Origin of the sequence: Streptomyces sp. ICC4 (assembly GCF_003287915.1) — a bacterium.
Classification (GTDB): domain Bacteria; phylum Actinomycetota; class Actinomycetes; order Streptomycetales; family Streptomycetaceae; genus Streptomyces; species Streptomyces tritrimontium.
This window is the reverse complement of record NZ_CP030286.1, coordinates 1,346,637-1,372,400: the sequence shown is the minus strand read 5'-3', so window position 1 is coordinate 1,372,400 and position 25,764 is coordinate 1,346,637. Positions and strand designations below refer to the sequence as shown.

Sequence of the window (25,764 nt, the reverse complement as noted above, 5' to 3'; positions counted from 1 at the left end):
GGACGGACGAGGCCGCCGTGCTCCCCGGGGGTTGCCCCCGCATCGCCGCCGCGGTCGCGGCGGGCCTGCCGAGCGGCGGCGTCCGCTCCTGCGGAGCCCTGCGCGAGGGCATCGAGGCGGCCGTCCTGGAGGGCCGCCGGGCTGCGCCGGCGCGCTTCCGATCTCCTCGCCCCCGGCCCTGGCCCTGTCCTTGACTACCCACTGACGCTGCCGACCACCGTCGCTGTGTTGGATGTCCGACTCGTGGATTCCCCAGTTGCCCGTCAGGTCCTCGATGAGGCGCTCGGCGATGGCGACCTTGTGCTCGACGGTGCGGGCCTGGCCCTCCTCGTCGATGGTCAGCGCGATCAGCGCGGCACCATGCTCCTGAGCAAGACGGGTCACCTTCGCGAAGCGGGAGTCGGGACCATCCCCGTCCTCGTAGTTCACCGAGTTGATGACCGCACGGCCGCCGATCTTCTCCAGACCCGCCCGCAGCACCGGAACCTCAGTCGAGTCCAGCACGATCGGCAACGTCGAAGCCGTAGCGAAACGGCCGGCCAGCTCCTGCATGTCGGCGACGCCGTCGCGCCCGACGTAGTCCACGCACAGGTCGAGCATGTGCGCGCCCTCGCGGATCTGATCGCGGACCATTTCCACGCAGTCGTCCCAGCGGGCGTCCAGCATGGCCTCGCGGAACTTCTTCGACCCGTTGGCGTTCGTGCGTTCGCCGATCGCCATGTACGAGATGTCCTGCCGGAACGGCACCGTCTGATACAGCGAGGAAGCACCCGGCTCCGGACGCGGATCCCGCACCGCAGGGCTCAGCTCACGGACGCGTTCCACGACCTGGCGCAGGTGCTCCGGCGTCGTTCCGCAGCAGCCACCCACCAGGGACAGCCCGTACTCGCGGACGAAGGTCTCCTGCGCATCGGCCAGCTCGGCTGCCGACAGCGGGTAGTGCGCCCCGTTCTTGCCCAGGACGGGCAGGCCGGCGTTGGGCATGCAGGAGAGCGGGATGCGTGAGTTCCGGGCGAGGTAGCGAAGGTGCTCGCTCATCTCCGCCGGACCCGTCGCGCAGTTCAGACCGATCATGTCGATGCCGAGCGGCTCCAGCGCCGTGAGCGCCGCACCGATCTCCGAGCCCAGCAGCATCGTGCCGGTCGTCTCCACCGTCACCGAGCAGATCAGCGGAACGGAGACACCCAGCGCCTCCATCGCGCGGCGAGCGCCGACGATCGAGGACTTCGTCTGCAGCAGGTCCTGGGTCGTCTCCACGAGCAGTGCGTCCGCGCCGCCCGTGATCAGGCCCTCCGCATTCACCTGATACGCATCACGGATCGTCGCGTAGTCGATGTGACCCAGCGTGGGGAGCTTCGTGCCCGGACCCATCGAGCCCAGGACCCAGCGCTGCTGCCCCGTCGAAGCCGTGAACTCGTCCGCGACCTCACGCGCGATCCGCGCGCCCGCCACCGACAGCTCCAGATTCCGGTCCGCGATGTCGTACTCGGCCAGCGCCGCATGGTTCGTGCCGAACGTGTTCGTCTCCACACAGTCGACACCCACCGCGAAGTACTCCCGGTGCACATTCGCCACGATGTCCGGACGCGTCACGTTCAAGATCTCGTTACAGCCCTCGAGCTGCTCGAAATCCTCCATCGTCGGATCCTGCGCCTGCAGCATCGTCCCCATCGCCCCGTCGGCCACCACCACCCGCGAGGCCAGCGCCTCGCGCAGGGCGGCGACCCGGGAGGTCTGGTCGCGGGTCACGACACACCCGCCGGGGACTGGGCCTGCCCGTACGTGCCGCCGACCTGCTCCAGCAGGGCGCTGCGGGAGGTCTCGTACTCCTGGGTGCCGACCGTCGCGAGGACGACGGTGGCCAGGGCGCAGCCCAGGCGTGCGGCGCCTTCGGGGCTCCAGCCCCAGACCGTGCCCGCGAGGAAGCCCGCGCGGAAGGCGTCGCCCGCGCCGGTCGGTTCGACGGGCCCGGCGGTGGGGACCGCCGGGACGGAGATCGGGGACTCGTCCTCGCGGGCGATGCGCGCTCCGTCGGCGCCGTGGGTGGTGATCCAGCTGCCGACGCGGGAGAGCACCTGGGGGGTGGTCCAGCCGGTCTTCTCCTGGAGCAGGGCGCTCTCGTACTCGTTGGTGAACAGGTAGCGGGCCCCGTCCACGAGGGCGCGGACCTCGGCCGGCTCCAGCCGGGCGAGCTGCTGCGAGGGATCCGCGGCGAACGGGATGCCGAGCGCCCGGCTCTCGTCCGTGTGGCGGAGCATCGCCGCCGGGTCGTTCGGGGAGACGACCACGAGGTCGAGTCCGCCGACCCGGCGGGCGACGGGGGCCAGCTCGATGCGGCGGGCCTCGCTCATGGCGCCCGCGTAGAAGGTGGCGATCTGGTTGTGGTCGTCGTCGGTGGTGCAGACGAAGCGTGCGGTGTGCAGCTCCTGGCTGACCAGCACGGATTCCGTGTCCACGCCGAAGGAGACGAGGCGCTCCGCCTCCGGGCCGTAGTCCGGTCCGACCGCGCCGACCAGCACGGGGTGCAGGCCGAGCGAGCCGAGCCCGAAGGCGATGTTGGCCGCCACTCCCCCTCGCCGGACCTCCAGGTGGTCGGCGAGGAAGGAGAGCGAGACCTTGTCCATCCGGTCGAGGATGATCTGGTCCGCGAACCGGCCGGGGAAGGACATCAGGTGGTCTACGGCGATCGAACCGGTGAGAGCGATCTTCACGGGGAGCTGCCTCTGTCTCGTCTTCGGGTCCGTCAGCGGCCGGCGGCGGCCTTGAGGGCCTCCGCGCGGTCGGTGCGTTCCCAGGTGAAGTCCGGCAGCTCGCGGCCGAAGTGGCCGTACGCGGCGGTCTGGGCGTAGATCGGGCGGAGCAGGTCGAGGTCGCGGATGATCGCGGCCGGGCGGAGGTCGAAGACCTCGGCGATGGCGTCCTCGATCTTCGCGGCGTCGACGGTGGCGGTGCCGAAGGTCTCGACGAACAGGCCGACGGGCTCGGCCTTGCCGATCGCGTACGCGACCTGGACCTCGCAGCGCGAGGCGAGCCCGGCGGCGACCACGTTCTTCGCGACCCAGCGCATCGCGTACGCGGCGGAGCGGTCGACCTTGGACGGGTCCTTGCCCGAGAAGGCGCCGCCGCCGTGGCGGGCCATGCCGCCGTACGTGTCGATGATGATCTTGCGGCCGGTCAGACCGGCGTCGCCCATCGGGCCGCCGATCTCGAAGCGCCCGGTCGGGTTGACCAGCAGCCGGTAGCCCGCGGTCTCCAGCTTGATGCCGTCGGCGGCGAGCCCGGCGAGGACGTGCTCGACGACCTGCTCGCGGATGTCGGGGGTGAGCAGCGCGTCCAGGTCGATGTCCGGGGCGTGCTGCGAGGACACGACGACGGTGTCGAGGCGGACGGGCTTGTCGCCGTCGTACTCGATGGTGACCTGGGTCTTGCCGTCGGGACGCAGGTAGGGCAGGACCCCGTCCTTGCGCACGTCGGTCAGCCGCTTGGAGAGGCGGTGGGCCAGGTGGATGGGCAGCGGCATCAGCTCGGGGGTCTCGTCGGTGGCGTAGCCGAACATCAGGCCCTGGTCGCCGGCGCCCTGCTGGTCGAGCTCGTCCCCCTCCTCCCCCGCGGCGCCCTCGACGCGCTGCTCGTAGGCGGTGTCGACGCCCTGCGCGATGTCGGGGGACTGCGCGCCGATGGACACCGACACGCCGCACGAGGCGCCGTCGAAGCCCTTGGCGGAGGAGTCGTAGCCGATCTCGAGGATCTTGTCGCGGACGAGCTGCGCGATCGGCGCGTACGCCGTCGTCGTCACCTCGCCGGCTATGTGGACCTGGCCGGTGGTGATGAGGGTTTCGACGGCCACGCGCGAGGTCGGGTCCTCGGTGAGGAGCGCGTCGAGGATGGTGTCGCTGATCTGGTCGGCGATCTTGTCGGGGTGGCCCTCGGTCACGGACTCCGAGGTGAAAAGGCGACGGGACACGGCACTCCCAGTGCGAGTCGGCGGCGGACTGACGAGAGCGGACAACAGCACTCGGGCAGGACCGGGACGGCGGACCCACCGACCGCGACTTTGTGGGTGTCCGCTTAAGCACCGCTTGCGTGAACCGTCAGATCAGGTGCCGCCAGATCTCCTTTTCCTCCTCGGACAATTCCTGAAGGCTGTCCCATTTCTCCGGATGGCCCGGCGGCGGGCCGCCGCCGGGCCGGATCGGGGGCCGGCCCGCACCCCATTCACCGGACCAGGCCGCATCGCGGTCCATGGGCGCGAGGGGCACCCACACTCCGCCGACGGCACCCAGCCCGGCGATGAAGGCCCACCACTTTCGATTGCGCATGCTGCCCTCCTGGGCCTGGAACAAAGACAGTTCACCGCTTCGAGCATGGCGGCAGCGGCTTGGCTTCCGCTTAAGGAGGAGTCGAGGCGGGTCCGCGCACGGACCGGCGCGGCCGCATGGCAAGCCCATGGCAATCGGAATCCGCGGGCATGGCGGGAGCGGGGCAGAACCCGTCGGTCACCGGCCGCACCCGGCAGGTTCTCGGCATGATTTCCCGGCTCCGGGACGCATTTTCCGGCCACGGCGGGCCTTTCGTTGACCGGCTTTCACACCGGCGGCTCTGATCCCTTTCATGCGTGCGCTCCACGACGGGATGCGCATTCCCGCCTCTTTCATCTCACGCCAATCAGGAGCAGCAGATGGGCAATCAGCAACTCGTCATGTGCGTCGTCGGCAACGGGCCCCGCGGACTGTCCGCGCTGGAGCGTGTCTGCGCGAACGCCTCCCAGTTCCCCGAAGTCGACGTGACCGTGCACGTGGTCGACCCGGAACAGCCAGGTCCGGGCAGAGTCTGGCGCGGGAGCCAGTCCCGTCATCTGCTGATGAACACCGTCGCCTCCCAGGTCACCCTCTTCACCGACGACACGGTGGAGATGGCGGGGCCGCTGGCCTCGGGGCCGAGCCTGTACGAATGGGCCCGGCTGATGACCCCACTGGAGCCCGGCGAGGGCGGCCTGGACGCGGACTTCCTCGCCGAGGCCCGCCGGCTCGGCCCCAACACCTACCCGACCCGCGGCTTCTACGGCCGCTACCTGGAGTGGGTCTTCCAGCACGTCGTGGCGCTGGCCCCGGCGCAGGTCGAGATCGTCGTGCACCACAGCCGCGCCGTCGCCCTCGACGACGGCGACGGCGGCGGGCGCAAGGACGGCCCGCAGACCGTACGGCTGGAGGACGGCACGGTGCTGGAGCACCTGGACGCCGTCATCCTCTCGCTCGGCCACGTCCCGGCCGAGGAGCCCGAGTGGCTGCTGCGGCTGCACGAGGAGGCGTCCGCGCTGGGCCTCGCCCACCACCTGCCGGTCAATCCCGCCGACACCGACCTGTCGGCCATCGGCGCGGGCGAGGCGGTGCTGCTGCGCGGCCTCGGCCTCAACTTCTTCGACTACATGGCCCTGTTCACGCACGGCCGGGGCGGCGTCTTCGAGGAGGACGGCGACCGGCTCGTCTACCGCCCCTCGGGGCTGGAGCCCCGGCTGTACGCGAGCTCCCGGCGCGGGATCCCGTACCACGCGCGCGGCGAGAACCAGAAGGGCGCCTTCGGCCGGCACGTGCCGCTGCTGCTCACCGAGGCCAAGGTCCGGGAGCTCCGCCGGCGTGCCGAGCTGAACGCGGGGCTCGACTTCCGTACGGAGATCTGGCCGCTGGTCGCCCGCGAGGCGGAGGCGGTCTACTACACCGCGCTGCTGGCCCGCGAGCACTCCCCGGCGTACGTCGACGCCTTCCGCGACCTGCTGCTGCGCACCGAGCGCGGCGGTGCGGCCGAGCGGCGGCTGCTCGCGGAGTTCGGTGTCGCGCCCGAGGACCACTGGGACTGGGAGCGGCTCTCGCAGCCGCACCTCGGCGTGGAGTTCGCGGGGCCCGACGCGTACCGGACGTGGCTGCTCGACCTGCTGCGGCGCGATGTCGCGGACGCGCTGGAGGGCAATGTCGCCGGACCGCTGAAGGCCGCGCTGGACGCCCTGCGCGACCTGCGCAACGAGATACGCCTGCTCGTCGACCACAACGGGCTGACCGCGGCCTCGCACCGCGACGACCTCGACCGCTGGTACACCCCGCTCAACGCCTTCCTCTCCATCGGCCCGCCGACCCGGCGCATCCAGGAGATGATCGCGCTGATCGAGGCCGGGGTGCTCGAGGTGACCGGTCCCGACATGCGGGTGGAACTCGACGCCGCGGGGCGCCGGTTCACCGCCTCCTCGGAGCGGGTCCCGGGCTCGCGGGTGCACGCGCGCGTGCTGATCGAGGCCCGGCTGCCCGACATCGACCTGCGCCGCACCGCCGACCCGCTGCTGCGGCACCTCAAGGCCACCGGGCAGTGCTCCGCCCACGTGGTCGACGGCCCGGGCCGCGAGACGTACCCGACGGGCGGGCTCGCGGTCACGCAGCGCCCGTACCACCTGATCGACGCGGCGGGCGAGCCGCACCCGCGCCGGTTCGCCTTCGGCGTGCCCACCGAGTCGGTGCACTGGGTGACGGCGGCCGGCATCCGGCCCGGCGTCAACTCCGTGACCCTCGGGGACTCGGACGCCCTCGCCCGCGCCGTGATCGCCCTGGCCGGCGTGCCGGCCAGAGCGGTGCCCGCGGCGCGCAGCGAGGTGGCGGGATGACCGACCTCGACTCCGGGCTGCTCTCCCCCGTCCGGGCGGGCACCCCGATCGAGCCGGTGACCGGCGACCTCGCCTGGCTGCAGGCGATGCTGGACGCGGAGACCGCCCTGGCCCGGGCGCAGGCCCGGATGGGACTGGTCCCCCGGGCGGCCGCCGAGACCATCACGAAGGCGGGCCGGGCCGGGGAGTTCGACCTGCGGGCCCTGGCCGAGGCCGCCAGGGGCGCGGCCAATCCGGTGGTGGGCGTCGTCCAGGCACTGACCGCGGCGGTGGCCGACGCCGACCCGGCCGCCGCCGACTACGTGCACCGCGGCTCCACCAGCCAGGACGTGCTGGACACGGCCACGATGCTGGTGGCGGCGCGCGCGCTGGCGGTGATCACCGCCGATCTGGAGCGCACCGCGGACTCGCTGGCCGTACTGGCCGCCGCGCACCGGGACACCCCGGCGGCCGGCCGGACCCTGACCCAGCACGCCGTGCCGACCACCTTCGGGCTGAAGGCGGCCGGCTGGCTGCAGGGGGTGCTCGACGCGCTGGAGCGGCTGCGGGCCCTGGAGCGCGGCGGGCTGCCGGTGGAACTGGGCGGCGCGGCGGGCACGTTGGCGGGCTATCTGGAGTACGCGCGGATCGACGCCCCGGACAGCTCGGCGGCCGATCCGGACCGCTACGTGGCCGAGCTGTTCGGCGCGTACGCGGACGAGCTGGGCCTCGCGGTGCCCGTCGCGCCGTGGCACACGGCCCGTACGCCGCTGGCCGATCTGGCCGCCGCGCTGACCCTGGCCTCCGGGGTGCTCGGCAAGATCGCCGTGGACGTGCAGTCGCTGTCGCGCACGGAGGTCGCGGAGGTCAGCGAGCCGGCCGCGCCGGGCCGCGGGGTCTCCTCGGCGATGCCGCAGAAGGTCAATCCGGTCCTGGCCACCTTGATCCGGTCGGCCGCGGCGCAGGTGCCGCTGCTGGCCGTGGGCGTGGCGCAGGCCCTGATCGCGGAGGACGAGCGGCCGGCGGGCGCCTGGCACGCGGAGTGGCAGCCGCTGCGGGAGTGCCTGCGGCTGGTGGGCGGGGCGGCGCACACGGCGGCCGAACTGACCGCGGGACTGCGGGTGCACGCCGACCGGATGGCGCACAACCTGCGGCTGACGGGCGCGCTGATCGTGGCCGAGCGGCTGGCCGCGGTGCTGGCCCCGGCCCTGGGGAAGGCGGCGGCGAAGGCCGTCGTCACCCGGGCCTCGCTGGAGTCCGCCGCGAGCGGCCGTCCGCTGGGCGAGCTGCTGGCCGGGGAGGCGGGGATCGCCGCCCGCTTCACCCGCGCGGAGCTGGACTCCTTCGCCGACCCGGCCCGCTACACCGGCGCGGCCGGGACCCTGGTGGACCGGGTCCTGGCCCGGCACCGGGAGCTCGTACCCGCCCGGTGACCCGGCCCGGCGCATGACGGAGGGGGCTGCCCGCAACCGGGCGGCCCCCTTCGCCGTACGACCCCCTCTGGGGAGGGGCGTGTGTTCAGCCGGGCCGGACCGCCTCGCACAGGTGGTCCGGCCCGGCGGGTCGTGACGCCGCGGCCTACGGGCGGGCCGCGAGCCCGGCCAGGGCGTGCTCGGCGAGGTGGCCGGCGAGCGCCTTGTCCAGCGGGCCGGTGCCCAGCAGCAGGCGGAACCAGATGGGGCCGAAGACCAGGTCGACCGCGGTGTCGAGGTCGATGTCGGCGCGGACCTGGCCCTGCTCCTGCGCGAGCTCGAAGCGGGCGCGGGCGACCGTGCGGTTGGGCCCGAAGACGTGCTTGAGGAAGAAGCCGGCGAGCCGCTCGTCGGTGTTCGCCTCGGCGGCCAGGGCCGCCAGGTGCGGGCCGATGCCCGGGGCGGCGAACAGCTCGACCACGGCGGTGAGCTGCGCCTCGAGGTCGGCGGCGATGTCACCGGTGCGGGGGAAGACCATGTGGGGTGCGACGGTGCGCAGCAGGGTCTCCACCACGACGAAGCTCTTCGCGGGCCAGCGGGCGCTGATGAGCCGCTCGTCGACGTCCGCGCGGGCGGCGATGTCGCCGAGGTCGAACTCCCGGTACGTGCGCTCCGCGCACAGCTCCAGGACGGCGGCGAAGACCGCTTCCTGAGCCTCGGGACCTATCACTGCTGCGGTGGACTGCTCCAGATTCGGCATACCGGCGAGCCTAGGTCGGGGCCTTCGCGCGGGAGCGTCCGCGCCTGTGGCAAGAACCTGTCAGACAGGGAGTCTCCACCGGAGGGTTCGCGCAGGTCACGTCGTACGCCCGCACACGCGGGCGGCCGGACCCCGAGGATCGGGATCCGGCCGCCCCGCGCATGCCGGAGCCGTTGACCGTCAGGTCGGTCAGCGCTCCAGCAGCGCCCGTACGCGCGGTACCGCGAGCTTCGCCGAGGCGATGGCCGCCTCGCTGCTCGGCCGCAGGTACAGCCAGTCGCCCGCGTACTCGATCGGTCCGGGGGCGCGCTGGATGAATCGCTTGCGCAGCGCGAGCGCCTCGGGCGGCGCGTCCGGCAGCGCGTGCTTCCAGCGGATGACGTCCGTGCCGACGCACGCCTCCTGGAGCCCGTCGATGAGAAGCCGCTCCCCCTCTTCGAGGACCAGGCGCGAGACGTCCTCGTCGCTCGCCTCGAAGAGGCCGGGGACCCGGCGGGGCGAGATGAGCAGGGACACCAGGCCCTTGCCGGCCGGCGCCCGCTCGGGGCACTTGTTGTGCTCGACGGTGCAGCCCGCCAGCAGCGGGCTCTCGCCCCGGGCGATCAGCGCCGCGTACAGCTTGGGCCCGAAGGTCGTGCGGCGCGGTTCGAGCGGCCGGTCGAGCATGCAGGCGACGCGCATCACCGGCGAGAAGGTGGAGGCCTCGAGGAACGCCCGCTCCTCGTCGGGGACGTCCGGGTAGATGGACGTGATCTGCGGGGAGGGCAGGGTGACCACGACGGCCCTGGCGGTGACGTCGGTGCCGTCCTCGAACATCAGCCGCGCCCCGGTGCCGTCCTCCTTGACGGTGCTCACGCGCTTGCCCACGTGCACGGTGAGCCGCTCGGCGAGCTTGCGGGCCATGGTGTCCTGGCCGTGCTTGTACGTCCGCCAGCGCAGGATGCCCTTGGTGCCGAGCATGATCGCCATCAGTGGGGCGGCCGTGGAGCGCTCGGGGGTCCAGCCGAAGGCGGAGGCGGAGATCGGCTCGAGCATCCGGTCCACGAGCTCGGGGTGGTACTCGCGGCCCAGCTCGGTGACGGTGCTGGTGCCGAAGATCGAGTCCTCGGGGTGCTCCGGGTCCAGGGCGCCCTTGCGGCCGGCCTTCGCCATCAGGCGCAGCATCTGCCCCCACGCGGCCGGGGAGAGTCCGGCCCTGGAGAGCGCGGACAGCGGGTGCCCCAGCCACGGGAAGGCCCGGCCGTCGCGCCACAGGGCCACGGGGGGCCTGATGCGGTGGACGTCGCCGGACTCCTGCAGGCCGAGCTCGCGGATGAGCTCCCAGGTGGAGGGGTAGCCGAAGGGGGCGAGCGTCTCGGCGCCGCGGTCGATCGTGTAGCCGTCGATGCGGCCGCAGCGCATGCGTCCGCCGGCTTCGGACTCGGACTCGAAGACCTCCACCCGGTAGCCGGCCTGGGCGAGGCGGTGGGCGGTGGTCAGACCGGCGATTCCCGCTCCGACGACGGCGACGTCGAGATCAGACATTGCTGCTCCTCAGCGAGTGGGCCCCCGCCGGGACCGGAGGGTTCTCACGGACGGGCTCGGCGGCCGGTGCGGGACCAGTACCGGCAACGGGGCCGGCAACGGGGCCGGCGGCGAGCTTCCCGGACCAGGGCCGGCGGCCCTCGGCCAAGAACTGGCGGCGCAGGAGCGTCATGTACGTCAGGTCCAGGACCAGGATGGTGAAGCCGAAGAAGGGCAGCAGCCAGCGGTCGGGGAACTGCCCGGCGAACATGATGGTGACGGTGAAGGTGCCCAGCAGCTTGGAGAGCGCCACGCCCATCGACTGACCCTTGGTGGAACGGCGCTTGCGGAGCAGGCCGATGTAGGCCGCGCTCATGAAGACGTTGATCCCCATGGCTCCGTAGATGCCGTAGAAGTCGGCGAACTCGCGTCCCAGCAGGACGTGGAAGAGCGTCGCGTATCCGACCAGGCCCAGGACCACCGCCGTGTACAGCTTCGGCCGGATCCTGGGGAACTCCTTGCGGCCGTACTTCAGCGCCTGGGCGAGGATGATGACGTCGAGGCCGAACCAGGCGACGAGCATCCACTTCTGGACCTCGGGTGTCGGCAGGACGAACCCGTAGGTGAGCTCCCAGCCGAAGTTGAGGGCCAGCGCGCCGAGCGGCATGCCGACGTGCTTGTCCACGGACGCCCGCCGGATCAGCGCCACGTACGCGTAGATCCACGCCAGGCCCTGGAACATCTCCAGCGGCCAGTAGAACCAGTCGGGGACCTCTCTCGGCGTGTGCATCGCCGGCGGGTTGGTCATGAATTCGATGAGGACGATTCCGTCCATGTGCTCGGTCTTTCCTTTCTTGTCCGGCGGGTGTCAGGTCCAGCGGCCGGTGCCGACGGATCGCTTCTCGCCGAGTACCTGCTCCAGCAGTTCGAGTCGGCGCACCTTCCAGGTGGCGGTGCGCGGAACGTCCTCCCAGCGGACGAGGACGGGCTCGGCCAGCGGGGGCAGCCCCTGGGTGGCGCGGAGCCACTCACCCTCGTCGAGGTGTCCGTCCCTCATGGACAGCACGGGGACGGGGAGTTGGCCGTGCACGCCGAGCACGGTCACGTCGATGGCCTTGTCGAGACGGTCGAGCAGGACGCTCTCCACCTCGATGCTGCTGCCGCCGGGGATGGTGTCGACCTCGCGGTCGACGAGGCGCAGCTTGCCGAAGCGGCCCCTGACGCCGACGTCCCCGGTGTTCCACCACTTGCCGTCGAGCTTCATCTCGTGGCGGTCCTCCTCACCGAGGTAGGTGAGGCAGCGGCCGCCCGAGGCGACCATGAGGATGCCGGGCTTGCCCCGCGGCTGGGTGCGGCCGGTGTCCGGATCGACGACCTTGACCTTGGCCAGGATCGGCACGGGCCGGCCGAGGTCGTTGGTGATGGCGGTGGGAGAGTCGGTCTTCTCGACCTTGCGCCGGGTGAACCACGCGATGCAGACCGGTCCGACCTCGCTCTGGCCCCAGCCCTGGCCCCAGATGACGCGCTTGTGGCCCGAGGCGGCGAGGAACTTGCGGACGGTGCGCGGGTGGACGGCGTCGAAGGTGCCGGCGAAGAGCCGGACCTGGCGGAACAGCTCGGGCCGGTCGTCGGCGAGCTCCTCCCAGCGCTGGAAGATGTTGGGGCACGCCTCGAGCGTGGTCGGCTTGTAGTCCTCCAGGGCGCGGGCGGCGTTCTCGACGGACGGGTCGGAGATCACCACGAGGGCCTTGGGCGCGAGCGCGAACTGGCCGGCGGTCCAGGAGACGTTGCGGGCGTGCGCGAAGGTCACGGAAGAGCCGACGATGTCGGTGCGCCTGCTCGCGACGACGGGGAAGCGGATGCGCTCCAGGCGGCTGGCGAGGCCCAGGATGGTGCGGCCCGAGTTGACCACCAGCTTGGGGACGCCGGTGGTGCCGGAGCTGTGGGTGATGATCATCGGCTCCTCGTCGGGGACGAGGTCGACGGGGGCCTCGGCGGCTCCCCGCAGGTCGTCCAGCGAGACGGAGTTCGGGGGCAGCGGCTCCTCGGGTCTGCCGATCACCACGACCCGTACGCCGGGGTCGGCCAGGTTGATCCCGGCCCGGTAGGCGCGGTCCAGCTCCTCGGCGCCGGCCACGATCAGCTGCGGCTTGAGGTTGTCGATCATCGAGCGGATGGAGGCGACGTTCTTCAGCGGCGCGAGCTGGGCGGGCAGCACGCCGATCCGGGCGGCGCCGGCGGCGAGCATGAGGGTGTCGTAGTGGTTGCGCTTGACGATCGCGATCCGGTCGCCCCGGCGGGCACCGGCCGCGTACAGCCAGGCGGCCGCGCGGCGCACGGTCTCGGCGAGGGAGGCGGCGTCGTGCCGGATGCCGCCCTCGGGGGCGATGTCGAAGGGGCGGTCGAGCAGCATGACCGTCTGGTGCCGCGCCTCCGCGTGCAGGTCGAACAGCAGACCGATGTTGGAGGTCCGGGATGTACTCATGTTGTTTCTCCCAGGAGACAGAGGTGGATGCCGCCGACCGCGGGGCCGGGGTCCGCCCTGTGCCCCACCGCCCGGTCTCCCGGGCGGCGAGGCACAGAGCACGACCAGGGTCGTCAGCGGGTGTTGGAGGCCAGCGGCGCCGCGGCGTTCGCGCCGTTCGCCGGCGGCTCTTCGCCCTCGTGGAGGCCGAAGCGCTGGTGCAGCTTGCGCAGCGGGCCGGGGGCCCACCAGTTGGCGCGTCCCATCAGCTTCATCGTGGCGGGCAGCAGCGCGCCGCGGATGATGGTGGCGTCCATGACGATGGCGAGGGTCAGGCCGAGGCCGATCGCCTTCATGTAGCTGATGCCCGAGGTGACCAGGACCACGAAGACCAGCGAGAGCAGCAGGGCCGCGTAGGTGACGACCTTGCCGACGCGCTCCAGACCGGAGGCGACCGCCAGCTCGTTGTCACCGGTGCGGTCGTACTCCTCCTTGATCCGGGACAGCATGAACACCTCGTAGTCCATGGACAGGGCGAAGGCGATCGTGAAGAGCATCACCGGCACGGTCCAGGTGATGGCGCCGGTCACGATGAAGTCGCCGACCAGTCCCTTGAGGTGGCCGTCCTGGAAGATGAAGACGAGGGCGCCGAAGGTGGCGGACAGGCTCAGGCCGGTGAGGAGCATCGCCTTGATCGGCAGCAGCACGCTTCCGGTGAGCAGGAAGAGCAGGACGAACATGCCGACGAACAGGATGAGGGCGGCCACCGGAAGGGTGTCCTCGAGCTGGTCGAAGGTGTCGACGCTGACGGCCGCGGGGCCGCCGACCTTGACGTCGAAGGGGGCCTTCGCGCCACGGACGTCCTGGACGAGCTCGTCGCCCTTGTCGCCGTACGGGTCCACGGCCGGGATGAGGGACAGGAAGGTGGAATCGGCGGCGGCGAAGCGGCCGTTGGCCTCGGTGGGCCCGGTGACCAGCTTGCCGCCGGTGTAGGAGCCGGTGAGGGCGTCGACGCGGGTCACGCCGGGGAGCGCGGACAGCTGCTCGGCGTAGGAGCCGATCTCGGCCGTCTTGGACTTCGGGTCACCGCTGCCGACGGCGACGATCTGCAGGGGCTGCTGCTCGCGGGAGTCGAAGTCCGCCTTGAGCTGCGCGGCCACCTGGGCCGACTTGGCGTCGGCGGGCAGCACGCTCTCGTCGGGCAGGCGCACGTTCATGTTCGCGGCCGGCAGGCCGAGCAGGACGACGAAGGCGAGGACGAGCACGGTGACCAGGACCGGGCGCTTCATGACCGCGGTCGAGGTGGTGTGCCAGAAGCCGCCGCCGTCCTTGGCGGGGTTCTCCTTGCGCTTGATGATCTTCCACTTGTCGATGCGCGGCCCGATCCACTTGAGCAGGGCCGGGACCAGCACGATCGTCGAGCCGGCGGCGAGCAGCGCGGTGGCGATGCAGCCGAAGGCCAGCGAGCGCAGCATCGTGAAGGGCAGTGCGAACAGGCCGAGGAAGGCGACCGCGACCGTCAGCGCGGAGAAGAGCACCGTGCGGCCGGCGGTGTGCATGGTGGCGCGGATGGCCTCGTTGATCTCCTTGCCGCGCCGCAGTTCCTCTCGGTAGCGGGTGACGAAGAGGAGGCTGTAGTCGATGCCCAGGCCGAGCCCCAGGAAGGTCGTGGTGCTCATGACCATGCTGGAGGTCTCGCTGAACATGGTGACGCCGAACAGCACGCCCATCGACAGCAGCATCGCGCTCATGGCGACGGCCAGCGGGAGCAGGGCGGCGATCACGCTGCCGAAGATGATCACGAGGACGAGGAGCACGAGCGGGAAGACCATGGAGTCGGCCTTGGCGCTGTCCTCGTTGGACTGGGTGGTGTTCTCCAGCCACATCATCGCGGAGCCGCCGGTCTTCACCTCCAGCCCCTCGACCTTGCCCGTGTACTCCTTGTCGATCTCCTTGATCCGGGCGATGACCTCGTCGAAGTCACCGTTGACCCGGCCCAGTACGAGGGCCTGGTTGCCCGACTTGGCGCGCAGGGCCGGGGCCTTGCCCGAGGTCCAGTAGGAGACCACGTTGGAGATCTCGGCCTCGCCGGCGATCTTCTCGGTGAGGGCGGCGCCCGCGGCGGCGACCGCGGGGTCGTCGACCCCGCGCTCGTCCTTCACCAGCAGGAGCAGGTTGGGTTCACCCTGCTTGAAGGTCTCACCCAGCTCGGCCGCGGCCTTGAAGGACTCGGTTCCGGTGGACTCGTATCCACCCATCGTGAGGCGCTTCTGCAGACCGCCCGCCGCGCCTCCGGCGAGGAGGACGACGAGCAAGGTCCAGAGCAGCACCTTCTTTGGCGAATTGAGAAGGACGCGGGAAAGACTCTCAAACATGGGATTCCCCTTTTTCGGAACGTAACTCCGACGTCATGCGGACGCGGAGAGCTTTCGGTTCAGCCAGCGCGAGGTGATCGCGTAGGCCTCGGGTGCGGTGCGGTGCACGTTGAGGGAGTGACCGGTCGCCGGGATGACGTGGGTCTCCAGCTCCGCCTCGGGGCCGTAGAAGCCCTCTTCGAAGGCGTGCACGGCCGCGCTGTCGGCGGCGAAGCCGACGTCCGCGCTGCTGAACAGCGCGTCGTGCTCACCGACCACGAGGAGCACGGGAACCTTGACCGCGAGCGAGTACTCGGGCAGGTAGGTCTGGGGCAGGCTCTCGCCCTCGCCGAGGGTGGCGGTGGCCTTGATGAGCTCGTCGTGCGCCGACAGCTCCGGGTCGATGCCCTGCGCGTGCTCGAGCATCCGGGCGCGCAGGCCCGGGCGCTGGGTCATGTACCACTGCGGCAGGTCCGGGTCGGCGATGACCGGGTCCTCGGCGCCCGGGTGGAAGAAGTTGATGACCTCGTCGTACAGCGGCGCCGTGGTGTGCAGCATGCCGGTGACGACCAGGGCGTCCACGTCCGCGTGGCGGGCGGCCTCGACGATGGCCAGGCCGGAGCCGAAGGAGTGGCCGACGGAGACGACCTTGGCGAAGGAGTGCCCGGCGGGGGTGCCGGAGCGGAGCTCCTGGATGACGTGGTGGATGGTCTCGACGTTGCTGTCGACGGTGACGTCGACGGCTGCCGGGCGGCTGCTGGCGCCGGTGCCGAGGCGGTCGAGGAGCAGCACCGCGTAGCCGGCGGCCAGCATGTGGGCGGCGTAGTCGTACGCGCCGGGCACGGTCCAGTAGCGGCGGTCGTAGGTGAGGCCCGCCAGCAGCACCTGGACGGTGTCGGACCCCTGCTCGGGGATCAGCAGCTCGCCGCGGAGCCGCCACTCGGTCTCCGGCGCCGCGGCGGGGCGCACGGTGAAGGTCAGGTCCTCGCGGACCGTGCCGCCGGACGCGGCCGGGGCCGGGGCCGCGTCCAGGTCCGCGGGGCGGATGGAGGTCGTGGTCATCGGGTTCTCCTTGAACTGCCGTGGATCGGAACGATGTCGGCGAGCGGCGTCGCGTCCCGCGCACCCGGCCCGCCCTGGGGCGGCCGTGCGGAGGAGCTCGCGGCCCGCGGTCCGGAAGAAGGGGTGAGGGCCCCCACCGGGGAGGTGCGGGCGGCCGCGCCGTGCGTGGTGCTCGGCGGGGCGGAGGGAACGGGCCGGCGCGGCCCGCGCAGGGCCGCGGCCAGGACCTTGGGCCGGAAGGCCGCGGTCGGTGTGACCAGCAGCTGGCCCAGTTCGAGGATCACGGTGGCGGCGGCACGGTTGACCGGGGCCACCGCGGCGACCTTGTCGACGTACCACTGCGCGATGCGGGTCTGCAGGTCGGGCGGGGACACCTCGGCGGCCCACGGGTACTTGAGGTCGGAGGTGGTGGCGATCTGCCACGCCCCGGCGGCCTGCCTGGCCAGCGCCTTGCGCAGCCGCCCGGCCAGACCGGGGGCGGCGCCGTGGTCGCGCAGCATCCGGTCGAGGACCAGCGCGCCCTGGACGGCGACCGACATGCCCTGCCCGTAGGAGGGGTTGAAGGCGGCCATCGCGTCGCCGACGACCAGGAACCGGTCGGGGGCGCGGCGCAGCTTCTCGTAGTGGCGCCAGCGGTTCTCGGTGCGGCCCGAGCCGTGGATGCGGCCCAGCAGGGTTGCGTCCCGGACGGCCTCGAACAGGACGGGATCGCGCAGGGACTTGACGGCGCGCAGGAAGCCGTCGAGGTCGGTGGGCGGGCGCTGCCCGCCACTGACGGACACCGACACCATCCACTTGCCGTCCTCGATGGGGTTGAGGATGCCCTGGCGCGGATTGTCGGGGGTGGCCATCAGCAGCATGCACGTCCAGTCGGCGGCATGGCCGGCCGGAGGGGCGAACACCGCGGTGGCGTAGGCGGTCTGCGCGTCGACGACGGTCTCGCGCGGAGCCTCGTAGCCCAGCTCCGCGAGCCATTCGGGGGCCCGGGACTTGCGGCCCGAGGCGTCGACGGTGAAGGCGGCGGCGATGAACCGCTCGGCGCCCCAGCCGGCCGGGGCCGCGCCGTCCCTGCCGCGCACCCGGACACCGGCGACGGTGGATCCGGGCCCGGCCTGGAGGGAGACCACCTCGTGCTCCTGCAGGAAGGTGACCTTCGGGTCGGTGCGCAGCCGTTCGCGGACGACCGAGTCGATGACGTCGCGGGTGCCGGTCATCATCGACAGGCCGGTGTCGAAGCGCGGGATCCAGCCGCCGGGGGCCATCAGCAGGATGTCCTCGGGCATGCGGACGCGGACCATGCCGCCGGCGATCAGCTCGCGTTCGATGCCCGGGAACAGCCGCTCCAGCCCCTGGTGGCCGGCGGCCATCAGGTTGTGGGCGTGCCGGGACTGGGCCACGCCCCGGCGCCACTGCGGGCCGTCCGGGAGCCGGTCGCGCTCGATGACCGTGACCCGGTCCATGGTGCGGGCCAGGGCGGCGGCCGCGGTGAGCCCGGCGAGGCTCGATCCGATGACGACGGCGTGGCCCTCGCCGGTGTCGGTGCCGGGGACCGCTGTGGTCGGACTCATCGGCTGCTCCCTCCTGCGTGCGTGGTGGCGGCCGCGGCCCTGGGGCGGGCCGCGAGGTCCCCGAGGACCGTGGGCAGGCCGTCCGCCACGGTGGGGTGGACAAGGCTCCAGCCGAGCTCGGTGCGGGCGCGGCGGTTGGAAACGCGGTACGAGGTGGTCAGCGAGGCCGCGACGGCCCCGCCAAGGGCGAGCGCGGCGAGCGGGCGCGGTACGCCCGAGACCTTGCGCACGCCGGTGGCGAACGCGATCCGCGCGGTGAACTGGGCGATCCGCAGCGGCTCGTCGTCGACGAGGTTGTACGAGCCGCCCGCGGGCGCCCGGTCCAGTGCGGCCACGTATCCGGCCGCGAGGTCCTCGACGTGGACGCAGCTCCAGTAGGCGCGGCCGTCGCCGATGTGGCGCAGCCGCCCGGAGCGGATCCGGTCGAGGAAGGCGGTCTTGAAGTTGCCGCAGGGCCCGTAGACGAACCCGGGGTGGAGCGTGACGGCGTCGAGCCCCCGCCCGGCCAGCGAACGCAGCAGGGCGGCCCCGGCCGCGTGGCCGACGCCCAGCGGGGCCGGGGTGTGCGGGGTGGACTCGTCGATCCACCGGTTGCCGTGGTCCCCGTACACGTAGGCGCCGCCGGTGTAGAGCAGCCTGCTGCCGTGGCGCAGGCAGGCCTCGGCGAGCGCCGAGGTCATGACCCGGTCCGCGGTGCGCAGGCCCGCCAGCCGGGTGGGGGTCAGCCGCCCGGTGACGCGCTGCTGCGCCGCGTGCACGACGGCGTCGTGCTGCTCGACGAGCCCGGTGTACGAGCCCGGCCGCAGCATGTCGCCGGCGTGCGGGATTGCCCCGGCGGCGGCCAGGTCCGCGGCGGCGGCCGAGGCCGGGTCGCGGACCAGGGCGGTCACCTCGCGGCCGGCCGCGAGCAGGGCGCGGGTGACCGCGCCGCCGACGAAGCCGGTGGCGCCGGTGACCAGGACCCGCTGCCGAGGGGTGCTCACAGGTGCTCGACCGTCGGGCCGGCGGGGATCTTCCGCCGGCAGTCGAGGACGTACGCGGCGTGCTGCGCGACCAGTTCGAGGTCGAACGCCGAGTGGTCGGTGAGCAGGACGACGGCGTCGGCGTCCGCGACTTCCTGCGCGGTGAGCTCGACGCGCGCCAGGCGCGGGTCGACCCCGTGGCCCTCGACGACGTGCGGGTCGACCGCGCGGACCTCGGCGCCCAGGCGCAGCAGGCCCTCGACGACGCGGGTGGCGGGCGATTCGCGGGCGTCGCCGGTGTCGGGCTTGTAGGCGAGGCCCAGCAGCAGGACGCGGGCGCCCTTCAGGGCCCGGCCGCGCTCGTTGAAGCCGTAGATGAGCCGCTGGACGACGTATCCGGGCATGTGGTCGTTGATGTGGTTGGCGAGCTCGACGAAGCGGAAGAGGCGGCCGACCTTCCGCTCCACCTGCCAGGACAGGTAGACCGGGTCCACGGGCAGGCAGTGGCCGCCGACGCCGGGGCCGGGGGTGAACTTCATGAAGCCGAACGGCTTGGTGGCCGCGGCGTCGATGGCCTCCCACACGTCGATGCCGAGGGTGTGCGCGTACATCGCGAGCTCGTTGACGAGGGCGATGTTGACGTGCCGGAAGGTGTTCTCGACGAGCTTGGTGAGCTCGGCGACCTTCGGGGAGCCGACCGGGACGGTGGTGTCGATCAGCCCGGCGTAGAAGGTGTCGATCGCGGCGAGGGAGGCCTCGTCGATGCCGGAGACCACCTTGGGGGTGCGCTCCAGCGTCCAGGTCCGGTTGCCCGGGTCGATGCGCTCGGGGCTGTAGCCGAGGTGGAAGTCGGTGCCCGCGGTCAGGCCCGAGAACTCCTCCAGGATCGGCGCGACGAGCTCCTCGGTCGTACCGGGGTAGGTCGTGGACTCCAGGACGATCGTGGCGCCCTGGCGCAGGAAGCGGCCGAGGATGCGGGCGGCCGACTCGATGTGGCTGAGGTCGGGCACGCCCTCGCGCAGCGGGGTGGGGACGCTGATCACGGCGACGTCGAAGCCGCCGAGCTCGCGCTCCTCGGTGGTGGGGCGGTAGGCCCCGGAGTCCAGGACCGCCTGGAGCCGCTCGGGGGCGACGTCCTCGACGAAGGACTCGCCGGCCGCGATGCGCTTGACGCGCTCCTCGCTGACGTCGAAGCCGACGACCGTGTGGCCCGCCTCGGCGGCGAGCATCGCAAGGGGCAGGCCGACGTAGCCCTGTCCCATGATGACGATCTTTGCCATCTGTCCGTTCCTTTGGTGGCCGGGTGGGTGGCCGTTGAGGGTGGGTTGACCGGCGGATCAGGTCCAGAGACCGGTGCCGAAGGTTTCCTGGGACTCCAGGACGCGCTGGCGCAGGTCGAAGCGGCGCACCTTCCAGGTGCCGGTGCGCGGGAAGTCCTCCCAGGCGATGACCCGCGGCTCGGCGAGCTCGGGCAGGTCGCGGGTGGCCGCGGCCCACTCCTGGTCGGTGAGGTCCGGTCCGGACAGGCTGATGACCGGGACGGGCAGGCCGCCGGGGTCGCCGAGGACGATGACCTCGGTGGCGCGCTCCAGGCGTTCGAGGAGGATCGACTCCAGCTCGATGCCGCTGACCCCGGGGATCAGGTCGACCTCGCGGTCGACGATGCGCAGGTTGCCGGTGCGTGAGCGCACACCCATGTCACCGGTGTTCCACCAGCCGTCCCAGGCCTTCTCCTGGTGCCGGTCGTCCTCGCCGAGGTAGGTCAGGCACAGGCCCTTGGTGCGGACGAGCACGACGCCCTGCTCCCCGGCGGGCACCGGCTTGCGGGTCTCCGGGTCGACGACCTTGACCTGCGTGACGAACGGGACCGGGCGGCCGACCACGTTGGTCACCGGATCCAGGGCGCCGGCGTTCTTGCGGATCTTGTTGCGGGAGTAGACGGCCATGGCCACCGGGCCGGTCTCGCTCTGGCCCCAGACCTGTCCCCACACGGGCCGGCGGACGTCGCTGGCCTCCATGAACTTCCGGACGGTCGGCGGGTGGATGGCGTCGAAGGTGTTGAGGTACGCGCGCACCCGCTTGAACGCCGCCGGGTGGGACTCGGTGAGCGGCTCCCAGCGCTGGTAGATGTTCGGGCAGGCCTCGAGGATCGTCGGGCGGTGCTCGGCGAGCATCGCGGCGGCGGTCTCCGGCTCGGAGCCGGCGAGGATGACCACCTTCTGCGGCGGGCGGGCCATCTGGGCGAAGGTCCAGGTGATGGCGCGTCCGTGGACGAAGGCGATGCAGGAGGCGAACACGTCGTCGGGACGCACCGCCAGCCCCGGGATCGGCATCGTCTCCAGCTTGGTGAGGACGCCGAGCAGGGTGTTCGGGGAGTGCACCACCAGCTTGGGGACGCCGGTGGTCCCCGAGGTGTGCGTGCAGATCATCGGCTCGTCCCGGCCGCGCAGGTCCACCGGCGGCACGTCCGCGCCGCTGAGGTCGGCGAGGCCGACGGCGTCGGGGGCGAGCGAGACGTCCCCGTCGATGGAGATCACCTGGGTCCCGGGACCGGTGAGCAGCACCCCCTCCTTGACGGCCGCGGCGAGCACGGAGTCGGAGGCGATCAGGACGCGCGGGGCGAACCGCTCCATCATCTGGGCCAGTACGCCGGGGGCGTTGGTGGCCGAGATCATGGCGGGCAGTGCCCCGATGCGGGCGGCGGCCGCGGCCAGGAGCACCACGTCGTGGTGGTTCTCCTTGATGATGGCGAGCCGGTCGCCGCGGCGCAGGCCGGCCAGGCGCAGCCGGCCGGACATGTCGGCGACGAGCGAGGCGAGGCGGGCCCCGTCGTACTGGCGGCCGGCGTCGGGAGCGATGTCGAAGGGCCGGTCGAGGTGCCATGCCGGCACGTCCGCGTCGGCGTATGCCTCGAACAGCGCGCCCAGGTTCTTGGGTCGCAGGTTCTTCTTCATACCCAGCCTTGTCTTCGTGGAAGTCGGGTCAGCGGACGGCGAGCAGGTTGGCGACGAGCAGCAGGGCCACGCCGAGGCGGTGGGCCTGGCCGCCGAGCTTGCGGGCGACCAGGACCTGCCCTTTGAGCAGTCCGGTGCGCAGTTGGTGGACGCGCAGGGCGATCACCGGGGCGAGCGCGAGGAGGAACCACCAGGGCACGGCGCCGACGGCGCAGGCCCAGAGGATCGCCGCGGTCTCGGCGAGGCTGAACGCGGCGATGACGGCGGCGTAGACGGGCGGCCGCAGCATGGTCGCGAGGTTCTTGCGGCCGGAGGCGATGTCGCCGTCGCGGTCGTTGATGTTGGAGTAGAGCGAGACGAGCACGCTCCACAGGCCGATGAGCACGGACTCCAGCAGGGCCAGTCCGGTCATCTCGCCGTGGACGAGGCCGAAGGGGATCACCGCGACCAGGCTGGTGCTCAGGATGAGCACCAGTTCCTGCCCGTAGCGGTGGCTCAGCCGCAGGCCGTAGGAGTACTGGACGCTGCCGCCGACCAGCACCGGCAGCAGGGCCAGGGCCCACAGCGGCCGGTGCGGTGCGATCAGGGCGCCCAGGACCGCCCAGGTGATGCCGAAGAGCAGGGCCGCGTAGCCGAACCCGAGGGCCTGGCGGACCGTCAGGTGTCCGTCCAGCAGGGGTTTGAGCTCACGGTTGCGCAACTGCGCCTGCGCGGGGTCGTAGTTGACGAGGTCGCTGCCGTCCCGGAAGCCGGTGACGTCGTCGAACGCGACGGCCGACGCGCAGACGCCGACCCAGCCGAGGGTGAGCACGACCAGCGTCAGCAGGACCCGGGGGTCCAGCCGCTCGTCCGGCGGCAGCATCGTCCACACGACCAGCGCGGCCAGGTAGTAGTCGAAGAACCTCAGCTTGGCCAGCTGCGCGTAGGCACGCGGACGGGTCATCCGCGGCGCTGCCGGGGGTGCGGGTGCCAGGGTGTCGGTCATGCCCTCTTCCTCCGCCGGTTCAGTTGCCGAGCGGCTTGCGGCCGGTGGTGGAGATCTGGACCTGGCTGAGCCAGTGGTGGGCGGGGTCGCCCATCTGCGCGATGGCCTCGTCGATGCGCTCGCGGGTCACCAGGCCCCCGGCGGTGATGCGGGTGGCCATGAACTCCAGCCACAGCTGGTAGTGGCGGGCCTGCACCGAGCCGCCCTCGACCATGACCACGCGGCCCTCGGCCTGCACGTCCTCCAGGCCGGTGCCCAGCGCGATGTGGTAGTCGACGTGGCCGCCGCGCGGGTCGTGGCCGGCCTCGCGCATCAGCCCGTATCCGGCGGCGCGCACGTCCTGGAGGAACTCCTCGGAGTGGGCGCTGCGGAAGAGGGTCGAGGAGTCGGTGTCCTCGAGGAAGAGGATGCCGCCGGGCTTGAGGGCGCCCACCAGCTTGGCGATCAGGGCCTCGCGCTCGGGCAGGTGCTGAATGACCATGCGGGCGTGTACGAGGTCGAAGGCGGCGGCGGGCAGCTCGTCCTCGCGCAGGTCGAGCTGGAGCACGCGCAGGGTCTCGTCCTGCTCGTCGATCAGGCGCTCGGGCTTGAGGTCGGCGGCGACCACCCGGCCGGTGGGGCCGACCAGGTGCGCGAGGCGGCGGGCCGCTGAGCCGGAGCCGAAGCCGACCTCCAGGCAGTGCCAGCCGGGGCCGACGCCGAGCCGCTCGAAGCGCTCGAAGGTGCCGGGGTCCCAGATGGCCTCGTTGGTGATCAGCCGCTCGGTCTCCTTGTCCCAGGCGGAGTCGAAGACGTACTCCTGCTGCTGGTCCGCTTCCGTGGTGACGGTCATGGGTCCTGGTCCTCCTGGGCCTAGGCGAAGAAATCGCAGATCGTGTCGGCTATGTGCTCGACCTCGGCGTCGGTCAGGTGCGGCCAGACCGGGATCGCGAGGTTGGACCGGCTGGCCCGGCGCGCGTTCGGCCAGTCGGCGCCCTGCGGCGCGAACGCGGCGAAGGCCGGCTGCAGCGGGAGCGGGGTCGGGTAGTAGACGTGCGAGCCGATGCCGTGCTCGCTCAGGTAGGCGCGCAGGTCCTCGCGCCGCGAGACCTGGATCGAGTACACGTAGTAGCAGCGGCCGTTGCGTCCGGCCGGCGGGGCCTTGACGTCCTCGTCGTGGAGCTCGGCGAAGCGCTCGGTGTAGTAGTCCGCGATCCGGGCCCGGCGCTCCAGGCGGTCGGGGAACCCGGCCAGCCGGTGCAGCTGGAAGCCCGCGAGGACCTCGTCGAAGCGGCTGTTGCGGCCGATGCGGTGGTGCAGGAAGCGGTTGACGCCGTCCTGCCCGTGGTTGCGCAGCATCTTGACGGCGGTGGCCAGTTCCGGGTCGTCCGTCAGGACCACCCCGCCCTCGCCGGCCGTGCCCAGGGCCTTGACCTGGAAGAAGGAGAAGACGCCGAGGGTGCCCCAGCGGCCGGCGGGCACACCGTCCAGGACCGCGCCCTGGGCGACCGCCGCGTCCTCGATGACCGGGATGCCGTGGCGCCGGGAGATGTCCGCGAACCGCGGCATGTCGGCCATGATCGAGAACAGGTGCGCGGGCATCAGCGCCTTGGTGCGCTCGGTGATCAGGCTCTCGGTGTGGTCGGGGTCCATGACCATCGTCCACGGGTCCACGTCGGCGAAGACGGGGGTGGCGCCGGCGTTGACCACGGCGGAGGCCACCGGCTGGCAGCAGAAGGCGGGGACGATGACCTCGTCGCCCGGACCGATGTCCAGGGCGCCGACGGCCAGTTCCAGCGCGCCCGTGCCGCTGCCGCAGGCGAGGACCGCGCCGGCCCCGGTCGCCTTCTTGATCTCCTCTTCGAACTCGGCCGTCCGGCGGCCGAGGATGAAGCGCTGCTCCGGATCGGTGCCGACGTCGAACAGCACCTTGAGCAGGGCGTCCTTGTCACCCTCGAACAGGTCCGGCGGGAAGAAGGGCAGGGTGTTCACGACTGGCTCCCGGTGAAGAAGTCCCGGATCGCGGCGACGACGGTGTCGAGCTGCTCCCCGGTCAGGTCGGGGTAGAAGGGCAGGGCCACGGCCGACGCGCAGGCGGCCTCGGCCACGGGGAAGTCGCCCGGTCCGTAGCCCAGGTGCGCGAAGCAGGGCTGTACGTGCAGGGGGATCGGGTAGTACGTCTCGGTGCCGATGCCCCGCGAGGCCAGGTGGGCGACCAGCTCGTCGCGGCGCTCGACCTCGATCTCGTACACGTAGAAGACCGCGTCGGTGGGGACCGCCCGCTCCACGACGGTGGGCAGGCGCAGGATGCCGGGCAGGCCCGACAGCCGCTCGTGGTAGGCCTGCGCGAGGCGCGCGCGGGCGGCGATGTCCTCGTCGAGGCGGGGCAGCTTGGCCATCAGCACGGCGGCCTGGATGTCGTCCATCTTGCTGTTGGTGCCGGAGGCGCCCGACAGGTTGGAGATGCCGGCGATGTGGTCGATGGTCTTGCCCATGCGGCCGTGGTGGCGCAGGATCTGCGCCGTCTCGGCGACCTCGTCGTCGTCGGTGAGGATCATCCCGGCGTCGCCGATCGCGCCGAGCGTCTTGGTGGGGAAGAAGGACAGCACCCCGCCCCTGCCGAGCAGGCCCGCGTGCTTGCCGTTCCAGCGCATGCCGATGCCCTCGGCGCTGTCCTCCAGGACGGTGATCCCGTGCCGGTCCGCGATCTCGGAGATCGCGTCCATGTCGGCGAGCTGGGTGAACAGGTGGGCGGGCATCACGGCCCGGGTGCGCTCGGTGATCGCCTTCTCGAAGGAGAGCGGGTCCATGGCGTACGTGACGGGGTCGATGTCCGCGAAGACGGGCACGGCCCCGATGGCGGCGACGGTGGTGGCGGTCGCGGCGAAGGTGAAGGCGGGGACGACGACCTCGTCGCCGCGCCGGACTCCGGCGGCGCGCAGCAGGATGACCAGGGCGTCGGTGCCGTTGTTGACCGCGATGGCGTGCTTGGCGCCGGTGTAGGCGGCGACGGCGCGCTCGAACTCCAGGCACTTGCGGCCGTGCGACCACTTGTTGCGGTCGAAGACGTCCTGCACGTGGGCGCTGATCGACGGCCACAGTGCGTCGAAGGTGGCCGCCTGGGTGAAGAACGGCA

General features: G+C 72.1%; 18 protein-coding genes and 2 pseudogenes. 2 read left to right on the top strand and 18 right to left on the bottom strand.

The features are described 5' to 3' along the window. Positions 1-231: 231 nt before the first annotated feature. From DRB89_RS06160 to DRB89_RS06145, 4 genes and pseudogenes are all read right to left on the bottom strand, one after another. A pseudogene (locus tag DRB89_RS06160) lies at positions 232-1,749 on the bottom strand (homocysteine S-methyltransferase family protein); the annotation flags it as partial. Further along, positions 1,746-2,711, bottom strand: a complete 966-nt coding sequence (locus DRB89_RS06155) for a carbohydrate kinase family protein (protein WP_112449097.1) — start codon at positions 2,709-2,711, stop codon at positions 1,746-1,748. The gene DRB89_RS06155 and the pseudogene DRB89_RS06160, both read right to left, overlap by 4 nt. Positions 2,712-2,743: 32 nt before the next feature. Beyond that, positions 2,744-3,964 (bottom strand): methionine adenosyltransferase, encoded by a 1,221-nt coding sequence (gene metK, locus DRB89_RS06150; RefSeq protein WP_112449096.1) that lies wholly within the window; start codon positions 3,962-3,964, stop codon positions 2,744-2,746. Between the two features lie 127 nt (positions 3,965-4,091). Further along, positions 4,092-4,319, bottom strand: a complete 228-nt coding sequence (locus DRB89_RS06145; protein WP_112449095.1) for a DUF6059 family protein — start codon at positions 4,317-4,319, stop codon at positions 4,092-4,094. A 359-nt stretch (positions 4,320-4,678) separates the two neighbouring features. Between DRB89_RS06145 and DRB89_RS06140 the strand changes: the two genes are divergently transcribed. Continuing rightward, entirely contained in the window at positions 4,679-6,646 is a 1,968-nt protein-coding gene (locus DRB89_RS06140) for an FAD/NAD(P)-binding protein (RefSeq protein WP_112449094.1), read from the top strand. Then, complete coding sequence (pcaB, locus tag DRB89_RS06135; protein WP_112449093.1) at positions 6,643-8,058, top strand: 3-carboxy-cis,cis-muconate cycloisomerase; 1,416 nt, start codon at positions 6,643-6,645, stop codon at positions 8,056-8,058. The genes DRB89_RS06140 and pcaB overlap by 4 nt, the downstream gene beginning before the upstream one ends. A gap of 145 nt (positions 8,059-8,203) precedes the next feature. Here the strand turns inward: pcaB and DRB89_RS06130 are convergent, their stop codons facing one another. From DRB89_RS06130 to DRB89_RS43650, 14 genes and pseudogenes are all read right to left on the bottom strand, one after another. Next, positions 8,204-8,797, bottom strand: a complete 594-nt coding sequence (locus tag DRB89_RS06130; protein ID WP_112449092.1) for a TetR-like C-terminal domain-containing protein — start codon at positions 8,795-8,797, stop codon at positions 8,204-8,206. Positions 8,798-8,986: 189 nt separating this feature from the next. Next, positions 8,987-10,321: an FAD-dependent oxidoreductase gene (locus DRB89_RS06125; protein ID WP_112449091.1), complete on the bottom strand. Its 1,335-nt coding sequence runs from the start codon at positions 10,319-10,321 to the stop codon at positions 8,987-8,989. Continuing rightward, on the bottom strand, positions 10,314-11,135 hold the full coding sequence (locus DRB89_RS06120) for a hypothetical protein (RefSeq protein ID WP_112449090.1): 822 nt from the start codon (positions 11,133-11,135) through the stop codon (positions 10,314-10,316). Before DRB89_RS06120 ends, DRB89_RS06125 begins: the two co-directional genes overlap by 8 nt. Positions 11,136-11,168: 33 nt before the next feature. Continuing rightward, positions 11,169-12,785 carry a class I adenylate-forming enzyme family protein gene (locus tag DRB89_RS06115; RefSeq protein ID WP_112449089.1) on the bottom strand — a complete coding sequence of 539 codons (1,617 nt, stop codon included), beginning with the start codon at positions 12,783-12,785 and terminating at the stop codon, positions 11,169-11,171. Positions 12,786-12,898: 113 nt separating this feature from the next. After that, positions 12,899-15,139, bottom strand: a complete 2,241-nt coding sequence (locus DRB89_RS06110; protein ID WP_112449088.1) for an MMPL family transporter — start codon at positions 15,137-15,139, stop codon at positions 12,899-12,901. Between the two features lie 33 nt (positions 15,140-15,172). After that, the gene (locus DRB89_RS06105; protein WP_112449087.1) at positions 15,173-16,180 is read right to left on the bottom strand and encodes an alpha/beta hydrolase; all 1,008 of its coding nucleotides are present in this window, start codon (positions 16,178-16,180) and stop codon (positions 15,173-15,175) included. Further along, positions 16,177-17,748, bottom strand: coding sequence for an FAD-dependent monooxygenase (locus DRB89_RS06100; protein WP_112449086.1), 1,572 nt, complete (start codon positions 17,746-17,748; stop codon positions 16,177-16,179). Before DRB89_RS06100 ends, DRB89_RS06105 begins: the two co-directional genes overlap by 4 nt. Then, positions 17,745-18,731 (bottom strand): NAD-dependent epimerase/dehydratase family protein, encoded by a 987-nt coding sequence (locus DRB89_RS06095; protein ID WP_162688484.1) that lies wholly within the window; start codon positions 18,729-18,731, stop codon positions 17,745-17,747. The genes DRB89_RS06100 and DRB89_RS06095 overlap by 4 nt, the downstream gene beginning before the upstream one ends. Then, positions 18,728-19,990, bottom strand: a complete 1,263-nt coding sequence (locus DRB89_RS06090; RefSeq protein WP_112449085.1) for a nucleotide sugar dehydrogenase — start codon at positions 19,988-19,990, stop codon at positions 18,728-18,730. Before DRB89_RS06090 ends, DRB89_RS06095 begins: the two co-directional genes overlap by 4 nt. Positions 19,991-20,047: 57 nt before the next feature. Further along, positions 20,048-21,664 (bottom strand): class I adenylate-forming enzyme family protein, encoded by a 1,617-nt coding sequence (locus DRB89_RS06085; RefSeq protein WP_112449084.1) that lies wholly within the window; start codon positions 21,662-21,664, stop codon positions 20,048-20,050. 28 nt (positions 21,665-21,692) lie between these two features. Then, a complete protein-coding gene (locus tag DRB89_RS06080; protein ID WP_112449083.1) occupies positions 21,693-22,649 on the bottom strand; it encodes a UbiA family prenyltransferase in 957 nt (318 codons plus the stop codon). Between the two features lie 19 nt (positions 22,650-22,668). Then, positions 22,669-23,481, bottom strand: a complete 813-nt coding sequence (locus tag DRB89_RS06075; protein ID WP_112449082.1) for a class I SAM-dependent methyltransferase — start codon at positions 23,479-23,481, stop codon at positions 22,669-22,671. A gap of 20 nt (positions 23,482-23,501) precedes the next feature. After that, complete coding sequence (locus DRB89_RS06070) at positions 23,502-24,620, bottom strand: DegT/DnrJ/EryC1/StrS family aminotransferase (protein WP_112449081.1); 1,119 nt, start codon at positions 24,618-24,620, stop codon at positions 23,502-23,504. Further along, a pseudogene (locus DRB89_RS43650) lies at positions 24,617-25,702 on the bottom strand (DegT/DnrJ/EryC1/StrS family aminotransferase); the annotation flags it as partial. The gene DRB89_RS06070 and the pseudogene DRB89_RS43650, both read right to left, overlap by 4 nt. Between the last annotated feature and the right edge of the window lie 62 nt (positions 25,703-25,764).

Coding starts and splice junctions, on each gene's coding strand:
- DRB89_RS06145 (WP_112449095.1), bottom strand. CDS start 4,319: ATGCGCAATCGAAAGTGGTGGGCCTTCATCGCCGGGCTGGGTGCCGTC.
- DRB89_RS06140 (WP_112449094.1), top strand. CDS start 4,679: ATGGGCAATCAGCAACTCGTCATGTGCGTCGTCGGCAACGGGCCCCGC.
- pcaB (WP_112449093.1), top strand. CDS start 6,643: ATGACCGACCTCGACTCCGGGCTGCTCTCCCCCGTCCGGGCGGGCACC.
- DRB89_RS06130 (WP_112449092.1), bottom strand. CDS start 8,797: ATGCCGAATCTGGAGCAGTCCACCGCAGCAGTGATAGGTCCCGAGGCT.
- DRB89_RS06125 (WP_112449091.1), bottom strand. CDS start 10,321: ATGTCTGATCTCGACGTCGCCGTCGTCGGAGCGGGAATCGCCGGTCTG.
- DRB89_RS06120 (WP_112449090.1), bottom strand. CDS start 11,135: ATGGACGGAATCGTCCTCATCGAATTCATGACCAACCCGCCGGCGATG.
- DRB89_RS06115 (WP_112449089.1), bottom strand. CDS start 12,785: ATGAGTACATCCCGGACCTCCAACATCGGTCTGCTGTTCGACCTGCAC.
- DRB89_RS06110 (WP_112449088.1), bottom strand. CDS start 15,139: ATGTTTGAGAGTCTTTCCCGCGTCCTTCTCAATTCGCCAAAGAAGGTG.
- DRB89_RS06105 (WP_112449087.1), bottom strand. CDS start 16,180: ATGACCACGACCTCCATCCGCCCCGCGGACCTGGACGCGGCCCCGGCC.
- DRB89_RS06100 (WP_112449086.1), bottom strand. CDS start 17,748: ATGAGTCCGACCACAGCGGTCCCCGGCACCGACACCGGCGAGGGCCAC.
- DRB89_RS06090 (WP_112449085.1), bottom strand. CDS start 19,990: ATGGCAAAGATCGTCATCATGGGACAGGGCTACGTCGGCCTGCCCCTT.
- DRB89_RS06085 (WP_112449084.1), bottom strand. CDS start 21,664: ATGAAGAAGAACCTGCGACCCAAGAACCTGGGCGCGCTGTTCGAGGCA.
- DRB89_RS06080 (WP_112449083.1), bottom strand. CDS start 22,649: ATGACCGACACCCTGGCACCCGCACCCCCGGCAGCGCCGCGGATGACC.
- DRB89_RS06075 (WP_112449082.1), bottom strand. CDS start 23,481: ATGACCGTCACCACGGAAGCGGACCAGCAGCAGGAGTACGTCTTCGAC.